The organism is Brachybacterium sp. UMB0905, from assembly GCF_002871795.1.
Classification (GTDB): domain Bacteria; phylum Actinomycetota; class Actinomycetes; order Actinomycetales; family Dermabacteraceae; genus Brachybacterium.
The window spans coordinates 125,046-139,836 of sequence record NZ_PNHL01000007.1; the positions used below are offsets into that span (position 1 = coordinate 125,046).

Genomic DNA, 14,791 nt, shown 5'->3' on the forward strand with positions numbered 1-14,791 from the left:
CACCTGGGTGACGGTGTGCAGAGAGCGCCCGGCGTGCAGCTGCACGTCCACCAGGCTGAACGGTTCGAGGCGGGCGCCGAAGCGGCTGCCGGTGCGACGCACCCCCTTGGCGACGGCGCGCACTTTCCCGTGCCGACGGGTCAGCAGCGTGATGATCCGATCGGCCTCCCCCAGCGGGTGGGTGCGCAGGACGATCGCATCGTCACGGTAGAGCTTGGTGGCCATGTCACCGCGAGCCTACGTGGGCTGGCCACCGGGGCCGGGCAGCTGGGCCGCGGTGTCGCTCACGGGCCGCTGCTCGGCTCGTCCCGCCGGTCCGTCCGCCTGGTCGGGGCAAAGCGGGCAGGAGGGCATCCAGGGCATGATGGACTCCGTCACAGCACCGATCCGGGGCACCGGCCCCCCGCAGGAGGCAGACATGGGCATCTTCTCGATGCTGCGCCGCGACAAGCAGACCACCCGCACTGCCCGCGAGGCCATGAAACAGGCGCGCTCCGGGGCGGAGCCCGCTGCGGGTGGACCGCTCGAACGGATCGTGCGGATCATTCGCGACTGGGGTCTGGACGGGAAGCTCACCTACTCCTCGGCGCAGACCGTCGCAGATCGGGCCCTGCGCGGACGGGGCGCGCGCCGGGCCGATAAGGCGGTGCGCAGGATCATCGCTTCGCATCGGCGCGGGGTCACCGCCGGCGGGTTCCTCACGGGCCTCGGCGGTTTCGTGACCCTGCCGATCCTGCTGCCCACCAACGTGGTCGAGTTCTATGTGCAGGCCACCCGCATGGTGGGGGCGATCGCCGCGGTGCGCGGCTATGACCTCGACGATGAGGAGATCCGAATGCGGGTGATGGCCGCGCTGCTGGGCGAAGAGCAGGGCGAGGTGCTCAAGAACGTGGGGCTGGGCCCCGTCGCCGGGGTCGCCGCCCGCACCGTCGCCCGGGGGATGAAGGGACGGCCCGAGCATCAGCTGATCAATGCGATCGGGGGGCGTCTGCTGCGCCGGTTCTCGCTGCGGTCGGTGCGGCTATTCGGCAAGGCGATCCCCGGGGCGGGCGCGATCCTCGGAGCCTGGTCGGATCGGCGTCAGCTGAGCAAGATCGCGCGCGCCGCGCAGGAGGCTTTCCCCGCCCAGGCGTGAGATCCTGCCGGGATGAGGCTCTTCGCCGCCCTCCGCCCCTCCCCCGCTGCGCTGGAGCATCTGGATTATGCGCTCACCGAGGTGCGCGCTGCCGCCGGGCTGTCACTGCGCTGGGGCGATCCGGAGCAGTGGCACCTCACGCTCGCTTTCCGAGCGGATCTGCCCGCAGGCGCCCTCGACGATGCGCTGGAGAACCTGCAGGGCATCGCTGCCGGGTACGCGCCGATGTCCTTGCAGCTGGTCGGGGCCGGGGTGTTCTCCCATCGGACCCTGTGGATCGGAGTGGGCGGGCAGACGGACCGCCTGGGGGCTCTTATGGCCGAGCCGCTGCTGGAGGGCGAGGATCGTGAGCGGCGTCGAGCCCATCTGACGGTCGCCCGGATCTCCGCACGGGCCCCGCGTCCGCCACGTCGGCGCCGACGCGGCGAGCCCGCCCCGCCGGATCCCACACAGGTGCTGCTGGATTCAGCGGTGCATGCCCTGTCGATCTATCGGGGGCCGATCTGGGAAGCCCGGGAGATCGAGCTGGTGGCATCCCATCTCGGAGAGGGGCGCGGCGGCGGGCCCCGCCACGAGGTGCTCGCGACCGTGCCGCTCGGCGACTGACCCATCTGCGGCTGTCTCCGGTGCGGATGGCTCAGCGGCCGGGCGGCCGGACCTGTCGGGCGTTCACAGCTGCACTGTGGTGGTGACCTCCAAGCGTGGCTGCATCAGGACCACATCGGCCCCGGGCTCGCTCCAGCCCTGCGCGAGTGAGGGATCGTACGTGACCTCCGTGACCGACAGCTCCGTTCCCGGCGCGGCGCTCAGGGTGATCTCGACATTCTGACCGGCGCGGATCCCGGCGATCTGCAGCTGCCCGATGCCGTCCTGCCCCTCCGCGGCAGCAACGGGGGTGCCGTCGATCGTGATCTCGCGCAGCGGACCCTCGGCCGCGTCGATCCACAGTTCGGTGCCGTCACGCACCGCGGTGACCGTGACGGTGCTGCGGCCACCGGACGTCCCGTCAGTGCGCACCTGCGGCATCTCGATGGTGGACTGGGCTGTGGTGCCATCGAGGTCACGCCCCCACGCGCTCATGCCGCTGACGTACCAGTGGGTCTGCCCCGTGGCGGCATCGACCGTCGCGATGACGCTCTCCTGCATGGGCTCCGGGGCGCGCAGGGTCCACCAGGTGCTGCCGAGACTCAGCGCTGCGGTGGCGATGAGCACCGCAGCGGGGGCGAGCAGGCGACGGGGCCGACGAATCCGATCCGGTACCGGGTCGGCGGTGCGCGGCAGCCACAGGGCAGCGGCGGCGCCGAGGGCGATGAGCGCGGTGCCGGCGTAGGCCCCGGCGGCAGAGGCGATGCCGAACTCGGTGAGAGAGGACAACTGGGTGCCGAGCAGCCAGCCGGTGGGCAAGATCGCCGCTGCCCGCAGCAGCACTGAGAGCACCGGGGGTGCGATCGTGCTACCGAGGATCCCAGCGGCCGCGACGACGGCGGGCGGCAGCATCGATCCGCCGAGCGCCGGCCAGGCCACTCCGAGTACCGCCAGCAGCACGGTGACGACCAGTGAGGTCCCGAGCAGCAGGCTCGCGCGACGCAGCAGCATCCGTGCGAGCACGAGGCCGAGGAGCACGATGGCAAGGGCCAGGAGGAGCTCGGCGAGGATGAAGCCGTGGGCGCGAACCGGTTCGGCGACGGTGCGCGAGAGCATGTGCGGCACCTTGGTGGAGACCACTGTCCAGAGTCCTACAGCGCCCGCCACACCGCCCGCGATGACTACCAGGGCGCAGACTGCTCCGGCGAGGACGCCGCGGATCGTGATCTCTGCGCGGCGGCGCCGGATCCCGATGGTGACGGCGATGGCGAGCGGGGCGAGGACCGCGAGAATGCTCAGCAGCAGCGGCGGGATCTGCAGGATCCCCAAGGGCATCGTGGTCTGGACGGGATGCTCCTGGGTGTGGGCGCTCAGCTCGGCGAGGTCCCGTCCAGCGAGGTCGCGGGTGAGGGCGAGGGTCAGATCGCCGTAGTGCTGCAGCGTGTCGTGGTCCAGGTGCGCGGAGTCATCCAGCGGTGAGTGGTAGGCGAAGGACCCGTCGATGATCGCCATGTCGAAGCCCCACCACCCGCCTTCGCGGTACACGGTGAAGTCGGTGTCGTTGGGGATGATCGCGAACAGCGCATCGGTGAAGGATTCGAACTCGGGGCGCGGGGCGGCGCCGACGATGCGGTGCATCGGACCATGGGCCCGGGTGAGCAGGGGCCGACCGGTGATGCCGCGTGCCTCATGGTTCAGCACCACGACCGGAGCGGTGAGGTCCGCCCCGGCCCCGGCCAGGTGATGCTCGGCGCCCAGCAGCCCGCGCTCTTCCCCGTCCACGAGCAGGACCACAAGATCATTGCGCAGCGCCTCAGGGCCGAGCGCTCGGACGGTTTCGAGGATGACGGCCAGGCCTATGCCGGCATCGGCCGCCCCGGGTGCACCGGGGACGGAGTCGATGTGGGTGGCCAGCACGATCGTGCCCGTCGGATCTGTGCCCGGGCGGGTGGCGACGAGGTTGCGCACGTATCCCGTGCGAGTGCGCTCCGGGGTGGATCGCACCCCGATGCCCTCATCCTCGGTGACGGTGAACCCGAGATCCGTGAGCTGGGCGGAGAGCTCTTCGCGCGCGGCGTCATTCGCCGGGGTCCCACCCGGACGGGGAACCTCGACGATGCCTGCGGTGGCCTGGACGGCACGGCTGGCGCTGAAACGGTCCGCGGGCGCGTCATCGCCGAGTGCCGGAGTGACGCTGCGGGAACTGATGCCTGCGAGCAGCGCGAGCACGAGAAGCATGATCAGCAGCAGCGGCACAAGCTGCGCAGCGCGCGCCGTCACAGCGGTGCCGTGGGCGTCGGCCCCTGGCCGGGCCGCAGCGGGCTGAACACGGTGGGCGTCATCGTCCATGGACATATATCTACCGCTCCCCGCACCGGCACCGCCGAACGATCTCGCATCGGTGACCGGATCGGAATGTACCCCCGCCGTGACCGGGTCGGTGGGGTGCTGCGGCGTGGGCGAGATGACGTGGACGCCGGCCCTGGTCACCAGGCACAGTTAGTGCTGTGACCACCGCTTCTTCCCCGCAGCCGACGGTATCGGCGATGCCTGTGCTGTTCATCCTCGGCTCGTGCCTGTCGCTGCAGTTCGGCTCGGCGCTGGCCGTGCAGCTGTTCCCTGAGATCGGGCCGTTCGGCACCACCACGCTGCGCCTCGGTATCGCGGCGCTCGTGCTGCTGGTCCTCGTGCGGCCGCGCCTGCACCGCTACACCCGGGAGCAGTGGCTCGCGATGCTGGGGTTCGGGCTCGTGCTCGGGGCGATGAACGGCACGTTCTACGTCTCGATATCCCGGATCGAGCTGGGCACCGCGGTGGCGATCGAGTTCCTGGGGCCGCTGACGCTCGCGGCCGTGCTGTCCACGCGGCGCAGCGACCTGCTGTGGGTGCTGCTGGCGCTGCTCGGCGTGAGTATGTTCGGGATCGAATCCATGCTCGGGGTCGCCCAGCTGGACGTCATCGGGGTGCTGTTCGCGCTCATCGCAGCCGTGTTCTGGGGCCTGTATGTGCTGGTCAGCGCCCGGGTGGGGCAGCTCGTGCCGGGGCAGGGCGGGCTCGCGGCAGCGCTTGCGATCGGCGCGCTGGTGCTCGTGCCCTTCGGCGCAGGGGGCGTGGTGGAGGCAGTCACCCGACCCCCGCTGCTACTGCTCGCGGTCGGCACGGCGCTGCTGGCCTCCGTGCTGCCGTACTCGCTCGAGCTGTCCGCGCTGCGGCGCCTGCCGCGCCATGTGTTCGGGATCCTGCTGAGTCTCGAGCCGGTGATCGCGCTGCTGGCCGGTGTGCTGCTGCTCTCCCAGGGCATCACGGTCCTGAAGGTTCTCGCGGCGGTGCTCGTGGTGACGGCATCGGCCGGGGTGACTCTGACCGCCCGCGGTGCCGCGGAGGATCCGAGCCCCACGCCGGCCGATGCGATCAACGACGGGGAGATCCCCGTGGCCACGCACCACACCGTCACCGGGGAGATGCCGATCCTCACCGAGGAGGACCTGCGAGAGGAGTGATCCGCTCGATCCCGCGTCCTCAGGCGACGCGGGCGCGATGCTCCCGGTTCAGTGCGGAGATGATCGCCTCGAGCGAAGCGCGGGTGATCGATCCGTCGATGCCCACGCCCCAGTAGATGGCGTCCCCGATCTCGCATTCGATGTACGAGGCGGCCAGGGAGTCGTCGCCCTCGGTCAGGGCGTGCTCGGCGTAGTCCAGGATCCGCACATCGATCTGGTGCTCGGCCAGGGCCCGCACGAAGCCGTCCAGCGGACCGTTGCCGATGCCGGTGACCTCGCGCTCCTCGCCGTCCACGAGCAGCCCCACGGTGATGCGGTCCGCGCCATCGCCGGTGGATTCCTGGCGCACATCGCGGAAGCCGTAGCGGCCCCAGCGACGGGACTCCTCGGCAGAGGGCAGGTACTCGTCGGTGAAGACGTCCCACAGGGTCGCGGGGCTGACCTCGCCGCCCTCGGAGTCGGTGTGCTGCTGGATGATCGCGGAGAACTCGATCTGCAGGCGGCGCGGCAGGTCCAGGCCGTGCTCGGTGCGCAGCAGGTAGGCCATGCCGCCCTTGCCGGACTGGGAGTTCACGCGGATCACAGCCTCGTAGGAACGGCCCAGATCCTTGGGATCCACCGGCAGGTAGGGGACGCGCCACACGAGGTCATCGACGCTCTTTCCGGCCGTATCGGCGTCGGTCTCCATGCGCTCGAGCCCCTTCTTGATGGCGTCCTGGTGGGAGCCGGAGAAGGCGGTGAACACGAGATCGCCGCCGTAGGGGCTGCGTTCGGGCACGGGCATCTGGTTGCAGTATTCGACGGTGCGGCGGATCTCCGGGAGGTCCGAGAAGTCGATCTGCGGGTCGATGCCCTGGCTGAACAGGTTCAGGCCCAGCGTCACCAGGTCCACGTTGCCGGTGCGCTCGCCGTTGCCGAACAGGCAGCCTTCGATGCGATCGGCGCCGGCCTGGTAGCCGAGCTCCGCGGCGGCCACGCCGGTGCCGCGGTCATTGTGCGGGTGCAGGGACAGCACGATGCTGTCGCGACGGTCGAGGTTGCGGTGCATCCACTCGATCGAGTCGGCATACACATTGGGGGTGGTCATCTCGACCGTCGCCGGCAGGTTGATGATCATCTTGCGTTCGGGCGTGGGTTGGAAGACGTCGATCACGGCGTTGGAGACTCGCAGTGCGTACTCCAGTTCGGTGCCGGTGAAGGACTCCGGGGAGTACTCGTAGGTGATCTCGGTGTCCGGGATCGTCTCCTCGTACTTCCTGCACAGCAGCGCGCCCTGCACGGCGATGTCGAGGACCTGGTCCTCATCGGCCCGGAACACCACGTCCCGCTGGACGATGGAGGTGGAGTTGTACAGGTGCACGACGGCACGCTTGGCACCGGCGATCGCCTGGTAGGTCCGTTCGATGAGGTGCTCGCGGGACTGGGTGAGGACCTGGATGGTCACGTCGTCGGGGATGTGCCCGTCGTCGATGAGGGTGCGCACGAAGTCGAAGTCGGTCTGTGAGGCCGAGGGGAAGCCGACCTCGATCTCCTTGTAGCCCATGCGCACCAGCAGCTCGAACATCCGCAGCTTCCGCTCGGAGTTCATGGGGTCGATGAGCGCCTGGTTGCCGTCGCGCAGGTCCACGGCGCACCAGCGGGGGGCGCGGGTGATGCGGTTGCCTGGCCAGGTGCGGTCCGGGAGGTCCACGCGGATCTGCTCGTGGAAGGGCAGGTATTTGTGGATCGGCATGCCGGAGGACTGCTGGGGGGCGTCACCGGTGGAGCCGACGACGGGAACCGCCGGGTCCGCGGTCGCGGCGATTGTCGCGGACGTGGTGGTGTTCTGCTGCGGGGTGGTCATGTCCAAGGGGATCCTTCTGCGTCGGGGCGGCGCCGGGGCACGCTGTCAGCCGCGACGAGTACCCGGCGGGATCAGACCTCGTCGCGGCGTGGAAGCAGCAGGCCGCAGCGCATGAGCGTCACCGTAGCACCAGGGACGAGCCCTCCGCGCCACGCTCGCATCGTGGACGGTGCGGCCAGGGACGTGGCATTCACAGGTCGAAGACCAAGCGAAGACCGGCGTCGATGCGCGACATGATCTCCATGGGCAGGTCGCCGATGCGTTGATCAAGCCGACGGCGATCCACAACGTGCGTCTGACTGACGTTCGCCACACAGTCCCTGGGGAGTTCAGCCGTGCCGCGAGCGATCTCGACGTTCCCGGGTGCTGCGGACCAACCAAGCGACGTCGTGAGGGGGACGATGTGGAGCGTGGAGATCCGCGATGCATTGAAGCGATCGGAGGAGACGACGACGCCAGGACGGCGGTAGCCAGGCTCCGAGCCGAAGGGGTCACCGAAGTCGATCCACCACACGGAGCCACGGATCACCACTGCCAGTCCCCTTTTTCAATCGCCGCACGAGCCTCGGTAAGCCCCGGTTCGGGTCGCTCTGCCTCGGAATCAGCGGCTATCGCATCGGCAACCGCGTTGAGCTGTGCTGTCACCGGATCTTCGTCCTGGCTGGCAAGGAATGCTGAAAGTGCCCGCGCATACAGCTTGGAGCGCGAGATCTGCAAGCGCTCGGCTACAAGATCCGCTTCGTGGAACAGTGGGTCTGGGATGGATACAGCAGTCTTCATACTCCGAGTATGACCCATGGAGGCATCCCCTGTCACGGCAACAATCGGTCCTCGCTTCATCGACCAGACGTCGCGCTCAGGATGGGCTGGGTGGCGCCCCGCCCGGGGCGAACAGCAGCCCCGCGACGAGCGCGAGCAGACTGCCGATCAGCCGCAGCGTCATTCCGAGCCAGCGCGGCAGAGTGAGCCCAGCGGTCCCAGCATCAGGTGTCGTGAAGTGATTGCTCATCGGATCCCCCTCCGCGCGTCCCCTACTCGACTATCCCGCGCCCAGTGTGACGTCAGCCATTCGGACGCTCAGAATCCGAGGCGGCCCAGCTGTTTGGGGTCGCGCTGCCAGTCCTTGGCGACCTTGACCCGCAGGTCCAGGTGCACCTTTCGGCCCATGAGCTGATTGATCTCGCGCCGGGCTCGGGTGCCGACGTCCTTCAGGCGCGAGCCGCCGCGGCCGATGATGATGCCCTTTTGACTCTCGCGCTCGACGAACAGGCTCGCCCGCACCACGAGCCGCCCCTCCCCCTCGGCAACCTCGGCGAAGGGGTCGCCGTCCAGGGGCTCCTCGACGATCTCCTCGACCACCACGGCGATGGAGTGCGGCAGCTCGTCGCGCACGCCCTCGAGGGCCGCCTCGCGGATCAGCTCGCTGATGCGGTCATCGCTCGTCTCCTCGGTGAGCTGATCATCGGGGTACAGCTGCGGGCCCGTGGGCAGGTGCTTCGTGATGACGTCGAGCAGCACGTCGATCTGTTCGCCGCGGACGGCGGAGATCGGCACGATCTCATCGACGTCCAGCAGCTGGTCCACCGCGATGAGGTGCTCGGCGAGAGCCGCGCGCGGCACAAGGTCGGTCTTGGTGACGATCGCGATGACACGCGGGCCGCGGCGGCCCGAGCGGATCTCGGCAAGATCCTGGGCGATGAAGCGGTCGCCGGGGCCGATCTTCTGATCGGCCGGCAGGCAGAATCCGACCACGTCGACGTCGGTGAGGGTCTCACGCACGAGGTCGTTCAGCCGCTCCCCCAGCAGGGTGCGGGGCCGGTGCATCCCGGGGGTGTCCACGAGGATGATCTGCGCATCCTCGCGGGTGACGATCCCGCGGATGGCCCGGCGAGTGGTCTGCGGCTTGGTGGAGGTGATCGCGACCTTCTCCCCCACCAGGGCGTTGGTGAGGGTGGATTTGCCGACGTTGGGGCGACCGACGAGGGCCACGAAGCCCGCGCGATGCTCGGCGTCGAGCGCGGTGGGGGTCTGATCGGCGGTCATCGGTCTCCTCATGGTCCGGGCCGATGGTGCTGCGGTGCGTGGTCGCACAGCACGGGCCGGGCAGGTGGTCTCAGGGGTGGTGCGGTCTCAGCTCGCGGAGCGGGTGGCGAGGAAGGTCAGCAGGAGCTTGCGCTGCAGGTCGAACATCTCGCGACGCTCCTCCTCTTCCTGATGGTCATAGCCCAGGAGGTGCAGGATCGAGTGGACGGTCAGCAGCAGCATCTCCTCCACCGCGCTATGTCCGGACTCGGCGGCCTGCTTCGCGGCGACCGTCGGGCACAGCACCACATCACCCAGCAGTCCCTCCTCGGTGGGGTCCTCGGCGGTGCCGGGCCGCAGTTCGTCCATCGGGAAGCTCATGACGTCGGTGGGGCCGGGCAGGTCCAGCCACTGCACGTGCAGCTTCTCCATCGCCTCTTCGTCGACGAACAGGATCGACATCTCGGTGGCGGGATGCAGGTGCATCGCCTCGAACACGAAGCGGGACAGGGCGACGAACTCGCGCTCGTCCACCACGGTGGTGGTCTCGTTGCGGATCTCGATGGTCATCTCTCAGCTCCCCTTCTCGGCGCGTCGACGGGCATCCCGGTTGCCGCCGGGGCGGATCTCCCAGCGCCCGTAGGCCTCCACAATGTCGCTCACCAGGCGGTGGCGCACCACATCTCGTGGGGACAGGCGGCAGAAGGAGATGTCCTCCACGCCGGAGAGCACCTGCTCCACCACGCGCAGACCGCTGCTCTGCCCGCCGGGCAGATCCACCTGCGTGACATCGCCGGTGACCACCATGGTGGAGTTGAACCCCAGGCGGGTGAGGAACATCTTCATCTGCTCGGGCGTCGTGTTCTGCGCTTCGTCGAGGATGATGAACGCGTCGTTGAGAGTGCGTCCGCGCATGTACGCCAGCGGCGCCACCTCGATGGTCCCGGCGCCCATCAGCCGCGGGATCGACTCGGGGTCGAGCATGTCGTGCAGCGCGTCGTACAGCGGCCGCAGGTACGGGTCGATCTTCTCGTTCAGCGAACCGGGCAGGAAGCCCAGGCGCTCCCCCGCCTCCACCGCCGGGCGGGTGAGGATGATCCGGTTGATTTGCTTGGACAGCAGCTGCTGCACTGCCATCGCCACCGCCAGGTAGGTCTTGCCGGTGCCGGCCGGGCCGATCCCGAAGGTGATGGTCGAGGATTCGATCGCCTCGATGTAGCTCTTCTGCCCCATGGTCTTGGGGCGGATGGTGCGGCCGCGGCTGGAGAGAATCGTGCGGCTGAGCACCTCCTCGAGCCGGGCCCCCTGGGCGCGGTCATCGCCGTAGAGGTTCGCTGCCCGCTGGACTGCTTCGGCGGTCACAGGCTGACCCTTCGCGGCCATCTCGATGAGGGAGCGCATAATGTGCTCGCTGCGGCGCAGGGCCTCGTCGGTGCCGCGCAGGGTCACCTGGTGGCCGCGCACGTGCACATCGGTATCGGGGACGACGTCCTCGAGCGCAGCCAGGGCCTGGTCATTCTCGCCCAGGACCTGGAAGGGGCTGAGGTGATCGGGGATCGCGAGCTTGCGCTCGTGAACCTCGGGGGTGCGGCCGGGGGCTGGCTGCAGGGGATCTGTCACAGTTCTCCTTCGGCGAGCTGGCCGCCCGCGAGGACATGCGCGTGCACGTGGAAGACGGTCTGCCCGGCACCGGCACCGGTGTTGAACACGAGGCGGAAGTCGCCATCGGCCTGCTGGGCGGCGACGTCCCGGGCGGTGTCCACGACGTGCGAGAGCAGCTGGGGGTCCTCGGCCAGCTCGGTGACATCCCGATGGTGCTCGCGCGGGACCACGAGCACGTGCACGGGTGCCTGCGGCTGCAGGTCCTTGAAGGCGATGACCCGCTCGTCCTCATGGACGCGGTCCGAGGGGATCTCGTCGGCGACGATCTTGCAGAAGATGCACTCCGCGTCACGACGCAGCGCGCTGGTCTCGGTGGTGGAGGTACCCATGTCAGCGAGTCTACGGGAGCGATCTGCGCCTCTTGCTGTTGTGCCACCCCACCAGGCTATGAGAAGTTTCAAGCACTATGACGACTCTTGGGATCATCCTTGCGAGCACCCGCCCCAATCGTGTGGGCGATTCCGTCCTCACCTGGGTTCGCCAGGCCGTGCCGACGGATACGACCATCGACCTGATCGATCTGCGGGAGCTTGCGCTGCCCGCCTATGACGGCTCCACGAGCCCGAAGAAGGGCCTCCCCAAGGAGTCCCACCACGCGCAGGCATGGGGTGAACGGATCACGAACCTGGATGCTCTGCTGATCCTCACCCCGCAGTACAACGGCTCCTACCCTGGACAGCTCAAGACGGCGATCGACTACCTGTACGAAGAGTGGGAGAAGCTGCCCACGCTGCTGGTCGGCTACGGCTGGGGTGAGGCCGCCGATGTGCTGCCGCTGCTGGAGAAGCTCATGCGGCGTCTGAAGGCCAACGTGGTCGGCAGCATCGGGCTGGGCTTCGGCCCGGACCTCGAAGAGGACGGCACGCTGCACATCGCCGAGGAGAAGACCGCCGCGCTGCGCGGGCTTGTGGCCCGGCTGCTGAATCCCACCCGCACGGAGCGCACCGACACCTGAACCCGAACCTCAGCCCCAGCGCCCCACCAAGGCGCTGAGCACCGCAAGGGCCGCGGGTCCAGCGGTCGAGGAGCGCAGCACCTCCGGGCCCAGCAGCACGGAGCGGGCGCCGATACCACTCAGCGCTTCGAGCTCGGCCGGCTCGATCCCGCCTTCGGGACCGACGATGATCACGATCTCCTCGACGCCGTCGGCGCTCGCCATCCGCAGCTGATCAACAAGGCTCATGAGCGCGCGGGACTCCTGCTCGTGCAGCACGAGCACCAGGGCACCGGACTGCACGAGGTCCCCGAGCCGGGCGGTCAGCTGCGCGGTGCTCATCGCGTCCTCGACCACGGGAATGCCCGGGCGGCGGCACTGCTTGACCGCGGCCCGCACCGTCGACTCCCATTTCGCACGGCCCTTGCGCAGCTTCTCGCCGCGCCACACGGACACCGAGCGCTGGGCGATCCACGGGATCACGCGGTCCACGCCGAGCTCGGTCGCGGATTCCACCGCCTGCTCATCCCGGCCGCCGGTGGCGAGGGCCTGCACGAGCGCCAGGCGCGGCAGGCGCTCCACGGCGGGGCTCGGATCACTCAGAAGGCGCAGATCCAGCTGCTCCTTGCGGGCGGCGATCACCTCGGCGAGCACCTGTCGGCCGGGGCCGTCGGTGAGCAGCACCTGCTCCCCCACGCCGATGCGCGCGACCTTCGCCGCGTGCCGCCCTTCGTCCCCGGCGAGGGTCAGCTGCTCTCCCTCGCTCGCACGGGCGAGGGCGTCATCGTCGATGAGGAACCCGGGCGGCGTGGTGGGCATGGGCGCGCTTCCTCCAGGTGCGGTGCGGTCTCAGGCGTGGTCTCAGAGGTCGCGCAGGCGTTCGCGCAGCCGGGCGAAGGGACCCTGGCCCTTGACGGGGCGGCGGGTGGTTTCCTCCCCGCGCAGTGCTGCGAACTGGCGCAGCAGGTCCTGTTCCTCCTCGCTGAGGGAGGTGGGGACGTCCACGTCGAGGATAACCCGGATGTCGCCACGGCGTTCCCGGCGCAGCGGGGTGACGCCCAGTCCCTTCAGCGTGATCTCCTCCCCCGGCTGTGAACCGGGGGCCACGTCCACGTCCTGGGCGCCGTCGAAGGTCTCCAGGGGGATCGTCGCGCCGAGGGCTGCGGAGGTCATCGGGATCGCCAGGGTGGTCACGAGGTCATCGCCTTCGCGCTCGAACAACTCGTGATCGCGGACGGACAGTTCGACGAACAGGTCACCGGCCGGGCCGCCGGCCTCCCCGACCTCACCTTCGCCGCGCAGCTGGATCCGCGTGCCGTTCTCGACCCCGGAGGGGACGCGCACGGTGACGGTGCGCTCGGCGGCGGTGCGGCCGTGACCGGAACAGGCGGTGCAGGGCGATTCGATGACATCGCCGTGCCCATCGCACGTGGGGCAGGGAGCCATCGTGACCATCTGCCCCAGCAGAGACTGGGCCACGCGCTGGACGTGCCCGGAACCGTTGCACGCGGTGCAGGGGGTGGGGCTGGTGCCGGGCTCGCAGCACGAGCCGGTGCAACGCTCGCACAACACGGCCGTGCGGAACGTGACCTTCTCCTCGGTGCCGAACACGACGCTGCGCAGGTCGATCTTGACGCGGCGCAGCACGTCCCCGCCGCGGCGGCGACGCGGGACGGGCCCTTGAGAGCGGCCGCGCATCCCGGAGGCCCCGGCGAACATGTCGAAGATGTCGGTGAAGTCGAAGCCGGCACCGCCGCCGGGGAAGCCGCCCATGCCCGGTCCGCCGCCCATGTCGTACTGGCGACGCTTGTCGGCGTGGGAGAGCGTCTCATAGGCCTGGGAGACCTTCTTGAACTTCTCGCCGGCCTCCGGATCTGGGTTCACGTCCGGATGGAGGGTGCGGGCGAGCTTGCGGTACGCCTTCTTGATCTCCTCGGTGGAGGCATCGCGGGAGACGCCCAGCAGGTCGTAGTAGTCCTCGTTCACTCAGGGTCCTTCGCAGGGTCGGTGGCCGCGCAGGCGGCGGGGGTCGGCGTGCGGCGGACAAGGGGCCGATGTGGCCTGTCGCGCCGGGGCACACGGGGTTACTCGAGATAGCGGGAGACGTAGCGGGCGATCGCCTGGACGGTGGAGATGCCGGTCACGTAGTCCATGCGGCGCGGCCCCAGGATCGCCAGGTGCGAACCGGCGCCGTACCCGGCCCCCACCAGCGCGGCGCGATGCAGGGCTTCGTCGTGCAGTTCAGAGCCGATGCGCACCTCAACATCGCCGGGGCGGATGTGCATTTCGGTGAACAGCCGCATGAGCACCAGCTGCTCTTCGAGAACATCCAGCAGCGGTTCGACATCGCGCGCGAAGTCCTGGGCGGAGCGGGCGATGTTCGCGGTGCCGGCCATCATGATGCGGTCCTCCACGCGGGTGGCCGCGAGCGCTGCGAGGGCCTCGGCGACCTCTGCTGCCGCGGGGCGTTCAGCGGGGCTGAGATCCTCGAGGTAGTCCGTGAGGGGCTGGGCGAGGTCGGTGACCTCCCGCCCGGCGACCACACGCAGCAGCTGATCGCGCAGGTCCAGGTAGTACTCGGCGGGCTGTCCCGCGAGAACGGGGACGGTGCGCTGGTCCACGCGTCCGGATTCGGTGATGAGCACGAGCAGCAGGAGGCTGTCGGCGACCTTCACGAGTTCGACGTGCCGCACCCGGGCCTGCTTGCGCGCCGGGTACTGCACCATCGCAACCTGCTGGGTGAGCTGGGCAAGAGCCCGGACGGTGCGGGCCAGCAGCTCCTCGACGTCTCCGGCGCCCTCGAGGAGGGTGCGGATGGCGCGACGCTCCGGGGCCGACAGCGGCTTGATCGTCGCGACGTGATCGACGAAGGCGCGGTAGCCCTTGTCCGTGGGAACGCGTCCGGCGGAGGTGTGGGGCTGATGAATCAGCCCCTCTTCCTCCAGGACCGACATGTCGTTGCGCACGGTGGCGGCGGAGACACCGAGCTCGTGGCGCTCCAGGAGGGATTTCGAGCCGACGGGCTCGCGGGTGGAGACGTAGTCCTCGACGATCGCGCCGAGGATCTGCAGCTTCCGGGCGTCCGTCGCTCTCACCTCCCTCTCTCACGG

General features: G+C 69.3%; 17 protein-coding genes. 4 read left to right on the plus strand and 13 right to left on the minus strand.

The window, feature by feature from the left end; genetic code table 11:
- On the minus strand, window positions 1–225 hold a 225-nt coding region (gene recO / locus CJ197_RS08700), incomplete at its 3' end, for a DNA repair protein RecO (protein WP_102236351.1).
- 193 nt (window positions 226–418) lie between these two features.
- On the opposite strand from recO, the gene CJ197_RS08705 reads away from it, so the two are divergent.
- Together CJ197_RS08705 and CJ197_RS08710 are read left to right on the plus strand one after the other, a co-directional pair.
- Entirely contained in the window at window positions 419–1,135 is a 717-nt protein-coding gene (locus tag CJ197_RS08705) for an EcsC family protein (protein ID WP_102236413.1), read from the plus strand.
- A gap of 12 nt (window positions 1,136–1,147) precedes the next feature.
- Window positions 1,148–1,741: a 2'-5' RNA ligase family protein gene (locus CJ197_RS08710; protein ID WP_102236352.1), complete on the plus strand. Its 594-nt coding sequence runs from the start codon at window positions 1,148–1,150 to the stop codon at window positions 1,739–1,741.
- A gap of 63 nt (window positions 1,742–1,804) precedes the next feature.
- Here CJ197_RS08710 and CJ197_RS08715 read toward each other — a convergent pair whose 3' ends face one another.
- Window positions 1,805–4,075 carry a M28 family peptidase gene (locus CJ197_RS08715; RefSeq protein WP_102236353.1) on the minus strand — a complete coding sequence of 757 codons (2,271 nt, stop codon included), beginning with the start codon at window positions 4,073–4,075 and terminating at the stop codon, window positions 1,805–1,807.
- A gap of 152 nt (window positions 4,076–4,227) precedes the next feature.
- Between CJ197_RS08715 and CJ197_RS08720 the strand changes: the two genes are divergently transcribed.
- Complete coding sequence (locus CJ197_RS08720) at window positions 4,228–5,220, plus strand: DMT family transporter (RefSeq protein WP_233190766.1); 993 nt, start codon at window positions 4,228–4,230, stop codon at window positions 5,218–5,220.
- A 19-nt stretch (window positions 5,221–5,239) separates the two neighbouring features.
- On the opposite strand, the gene leuA is transcribed toward CJ197_RS08720, so the two are convergent.
- The 8 genes from leuA to CJ197_RS08750 all read right to left on the minus strand — a co-directional run bounded on the left by leuA (window position 5,240) and on the right by CJ197_RS08750 (window position 11,076).
- The gene (gene leuA, locus CJ197_RS08725) at window positions 5,240–7,063 is read right to left on the minus strand and encodes a 2-isopropylmalate synthase (protein WP_102236355.1); all 1,824 of its coding nucleotides are present in this window, start codon (window positions 7,061–7,063) and stop codon (window positions 5,240–5,242) included.
- A gap of 190 nt (window positions 7,064–7,253) precedes the next feature.
- Complete coding sequence (locus CJ197_RS08730; RefSeq protein WP_102236414.1) at window positions 7,254–7,592, minus strand: type II toxin-antitoxin system PemK/MazF family toxin; 339 nt, start codon at window positions 7,590–7,592, stop codon at window positions 7,254–7,256.
- The gene (locus tag CJ197_RS14895; RefSeq protein WP_146007739.1) at window positions 7,589–7,843 is read right to left on the minus strand and encodes a hypothetical protein; all 255 of its coding nucleotides are present in this window, start codon (window positions 7,841–7,843) and stop codon (window positions 7,589–7,591) included. The genes CJ197_RS08730 and CJ197_RS14895 overlap by 4 nt, the downstream gene beginning before the upstream one ends.
- A 76-nt stretch (window positions 7,844–7,919) precedes the next feature.
- Window positions 7,920–8,072 carry a hypothetical protein gene (locus CJ197_RS15140; protein WP_158239416.1) on the minus strand — a complete coding sequence of 51 codons (153 nt, stop codon included), beginning with the start codon at window positions 8,070–8,072 and terminating at the stop codon, window positions 7,920–7,922.
- Window positions 8,073–8,140: 68 nt separating this feature from the next.
- Entirely contained in the window at window positions 8,141–9,106 is a 966-nt protein-coding gene (gene era / locus CJ197_RS08735) for a GTPase Era (protein ID WP_102236356.1), read from the minus strand.
- An 87-nt stretch (window positions 9,107–9,193) separates the two neighbouring features.
- Window positions 9,194–9,655: an rRNA maturation RNase YbeY gene (gene ybeY / locus CJ197_RS08740; RefSeq protein ID WP_102236357.1), complete on the minus strand. Its 462-nt coding sequence runs from the start codon at window positions 9,653–9,655 to the stop codon at window positions 9,194–9,196.
- A 3-nt stretch (window positions 9,656–9,658) separates the two neighbouring features.
- Window positions 9,659–10,705, minus strand: coding sequence for a PhoH family protein (locus CJ197_RS08745; RefSeq protein ID WP_102236358.1), 1,047 nt, complete (start codon window positions 10,703–10,705; stop codon window positions 9,659–9,661).
- Complete coding sequence (locus CJ197_RS08750) at window positions 10,702–11,076, minus strand: histidine triad nucleotide-binding protein (protein ID WP_102236359.1); 375 nt, start codon at window positions 11,074–11,076, stop codon at window positions 10,702–10,704. The genes CJ197_RS08745 and CJ197_RS08750 overlap by 4 nt, the downstream gene beginning before the upstream one ends.
- A gap of 77 nt (window positions 11,077–11,153) precedes the next feature.
- On the opposite strand from CJ197_RS08750, the gene CJ197_RS08755 reads away from it, so the two are divergent.
- Window positions 11,154–11,702, plus strand: coding sequence for an NADPH-dependent FMN reductase (locus tag CJ197_RS08755; protein WP_102236360.1), 549 nt, complete (start codon window positions 11,154–11,156; stop codon window positions 11,700–11,702).
- 9 nt (window positions 11,703–11,711) lie between these two features.
- Here the strand turns inward: CJ197_RS08755 and CJ197_RS08760 are convergent, their stop codons facing one another.
- The 3 genes from CJ197_RS08760 to hrcA form a co-directional block, all read right to left on the minus strand.
- On the minus strand, window positions 11,712–12,500 hold the full coding sequence (locus CJ197_RS08760) for a 16S rRNA (uracil(1498)-N(3))-methyltransferase (protein ID WP_102236361.1): 789 nt from the start codon (window positions 12,498–12,500) through the stop codon (window positions 11,712–11,714).
- Between the two features lie 42 nt (window positions 12,501–12,542).
- The gene (gene dnaJ, locus CJ197_RS08765) at window positions 12,543–13,667 is read right to left on the minus strand and encodes a molecular chaperone DnaJ (protein ID WP_102236362.1); all 1,125 of its coding nucleotides are present in this window, start codon (window positions 13,665–13,667) and stop codon (window positions 12,543–12,545) included.
- 98 nt (window positions 13,668–13,765) lie between these two features.
- Window positions 13,766–14,776, minus strand: coding sequence for a heat-inducible transcriptional repressor HrcA (hrcA, locus tag CJ197_RS08770; protein ID WP_102236363.1), 1,011 nt, complete (start codon window positions 14,774–14,776; stop codon window positions 13,766–13,768).
- Between the last annotated feature and the right edge of the window lie 15 nt (window positions 14,777–14,791).

Bases quoted from the DNA above. Each gene is read 5' to 3' on its own strand.
- CJ197_RS08705 (WP_102236413.1), top strand. From the start codon at position 419: ATGGGCATCTTCTCGATGCTGCGCCGCGACAAGCAGACCACCCGCACT.
- CJ197_RS08710 (WP_102236352.1), top strand. From the start codon at position 1,148: ATGAGGCTCTTCGCCGCCCTCCGCCCCTCCCCCGCTGCGCTGGAGCAT.
- CJ197_RS08715 (WP_102236353.1), bottom strand. From the start codon at position 4,075: ATGTCCATGGACGATGACGCCCACCGTGTTCAGCCCGCTGCGGCCCGG.
- leuA (WP_102236355.1), bottom strand. From the start codon at position 7,063: ATGACCACCCCGCAGCAGAACACCACCACGTCCGCGACAATCGCCGCG.
- CJ197_RS14895 (WP_146007739.1), bottom strand. From the start codon at position 7,843: ATGAAGACTGCTGTATCCATCCCAGACCCACTGTTCCACGAAGCGGAT.
- CJ197_RS15140 (WP_158239416.1), bottom strand. From the start codon at position 8,072: ATGAGCAATCACTTCACGACACCTGATGCTGGGACCGCTGGGCTCACT.
- era (WP_102236356.1), bottom strand. From the start codon at position 9,106: ATGACCGCCGATCAGACCCCCACCGCGCTCGACGCCGAGCATCGCGCG.
- ybeY (WP_102236357.1), bottom strand. From the start codon at position 9,655: ATGACCATCGAGATCCGCAACGAGACCACCACCGTGGTGGACGAGCGC.
- CJ197_RS08750 (WP_102236359.1), bottom strand. From the start codon at position 11,076: ATGGGTACCTCCACCACCGAGACCAGCGCGCTGCGTCGTGACGCGGAG.
- CJ197_RS08755 (WP_102236360.1), top strand. From the start codon at position 11,154: ATGACGACTCTTGGGATCATCCTTGCGAGCACCCGCCCCAATCGTGTG.
- CJ197_RS08760 (WP_102236361.1), bottom strand. From the start codon at position 12,500: ATGCCCACCACGCCGCCCGGGTTCCTCATCGACGATGACGCCCTCGCC.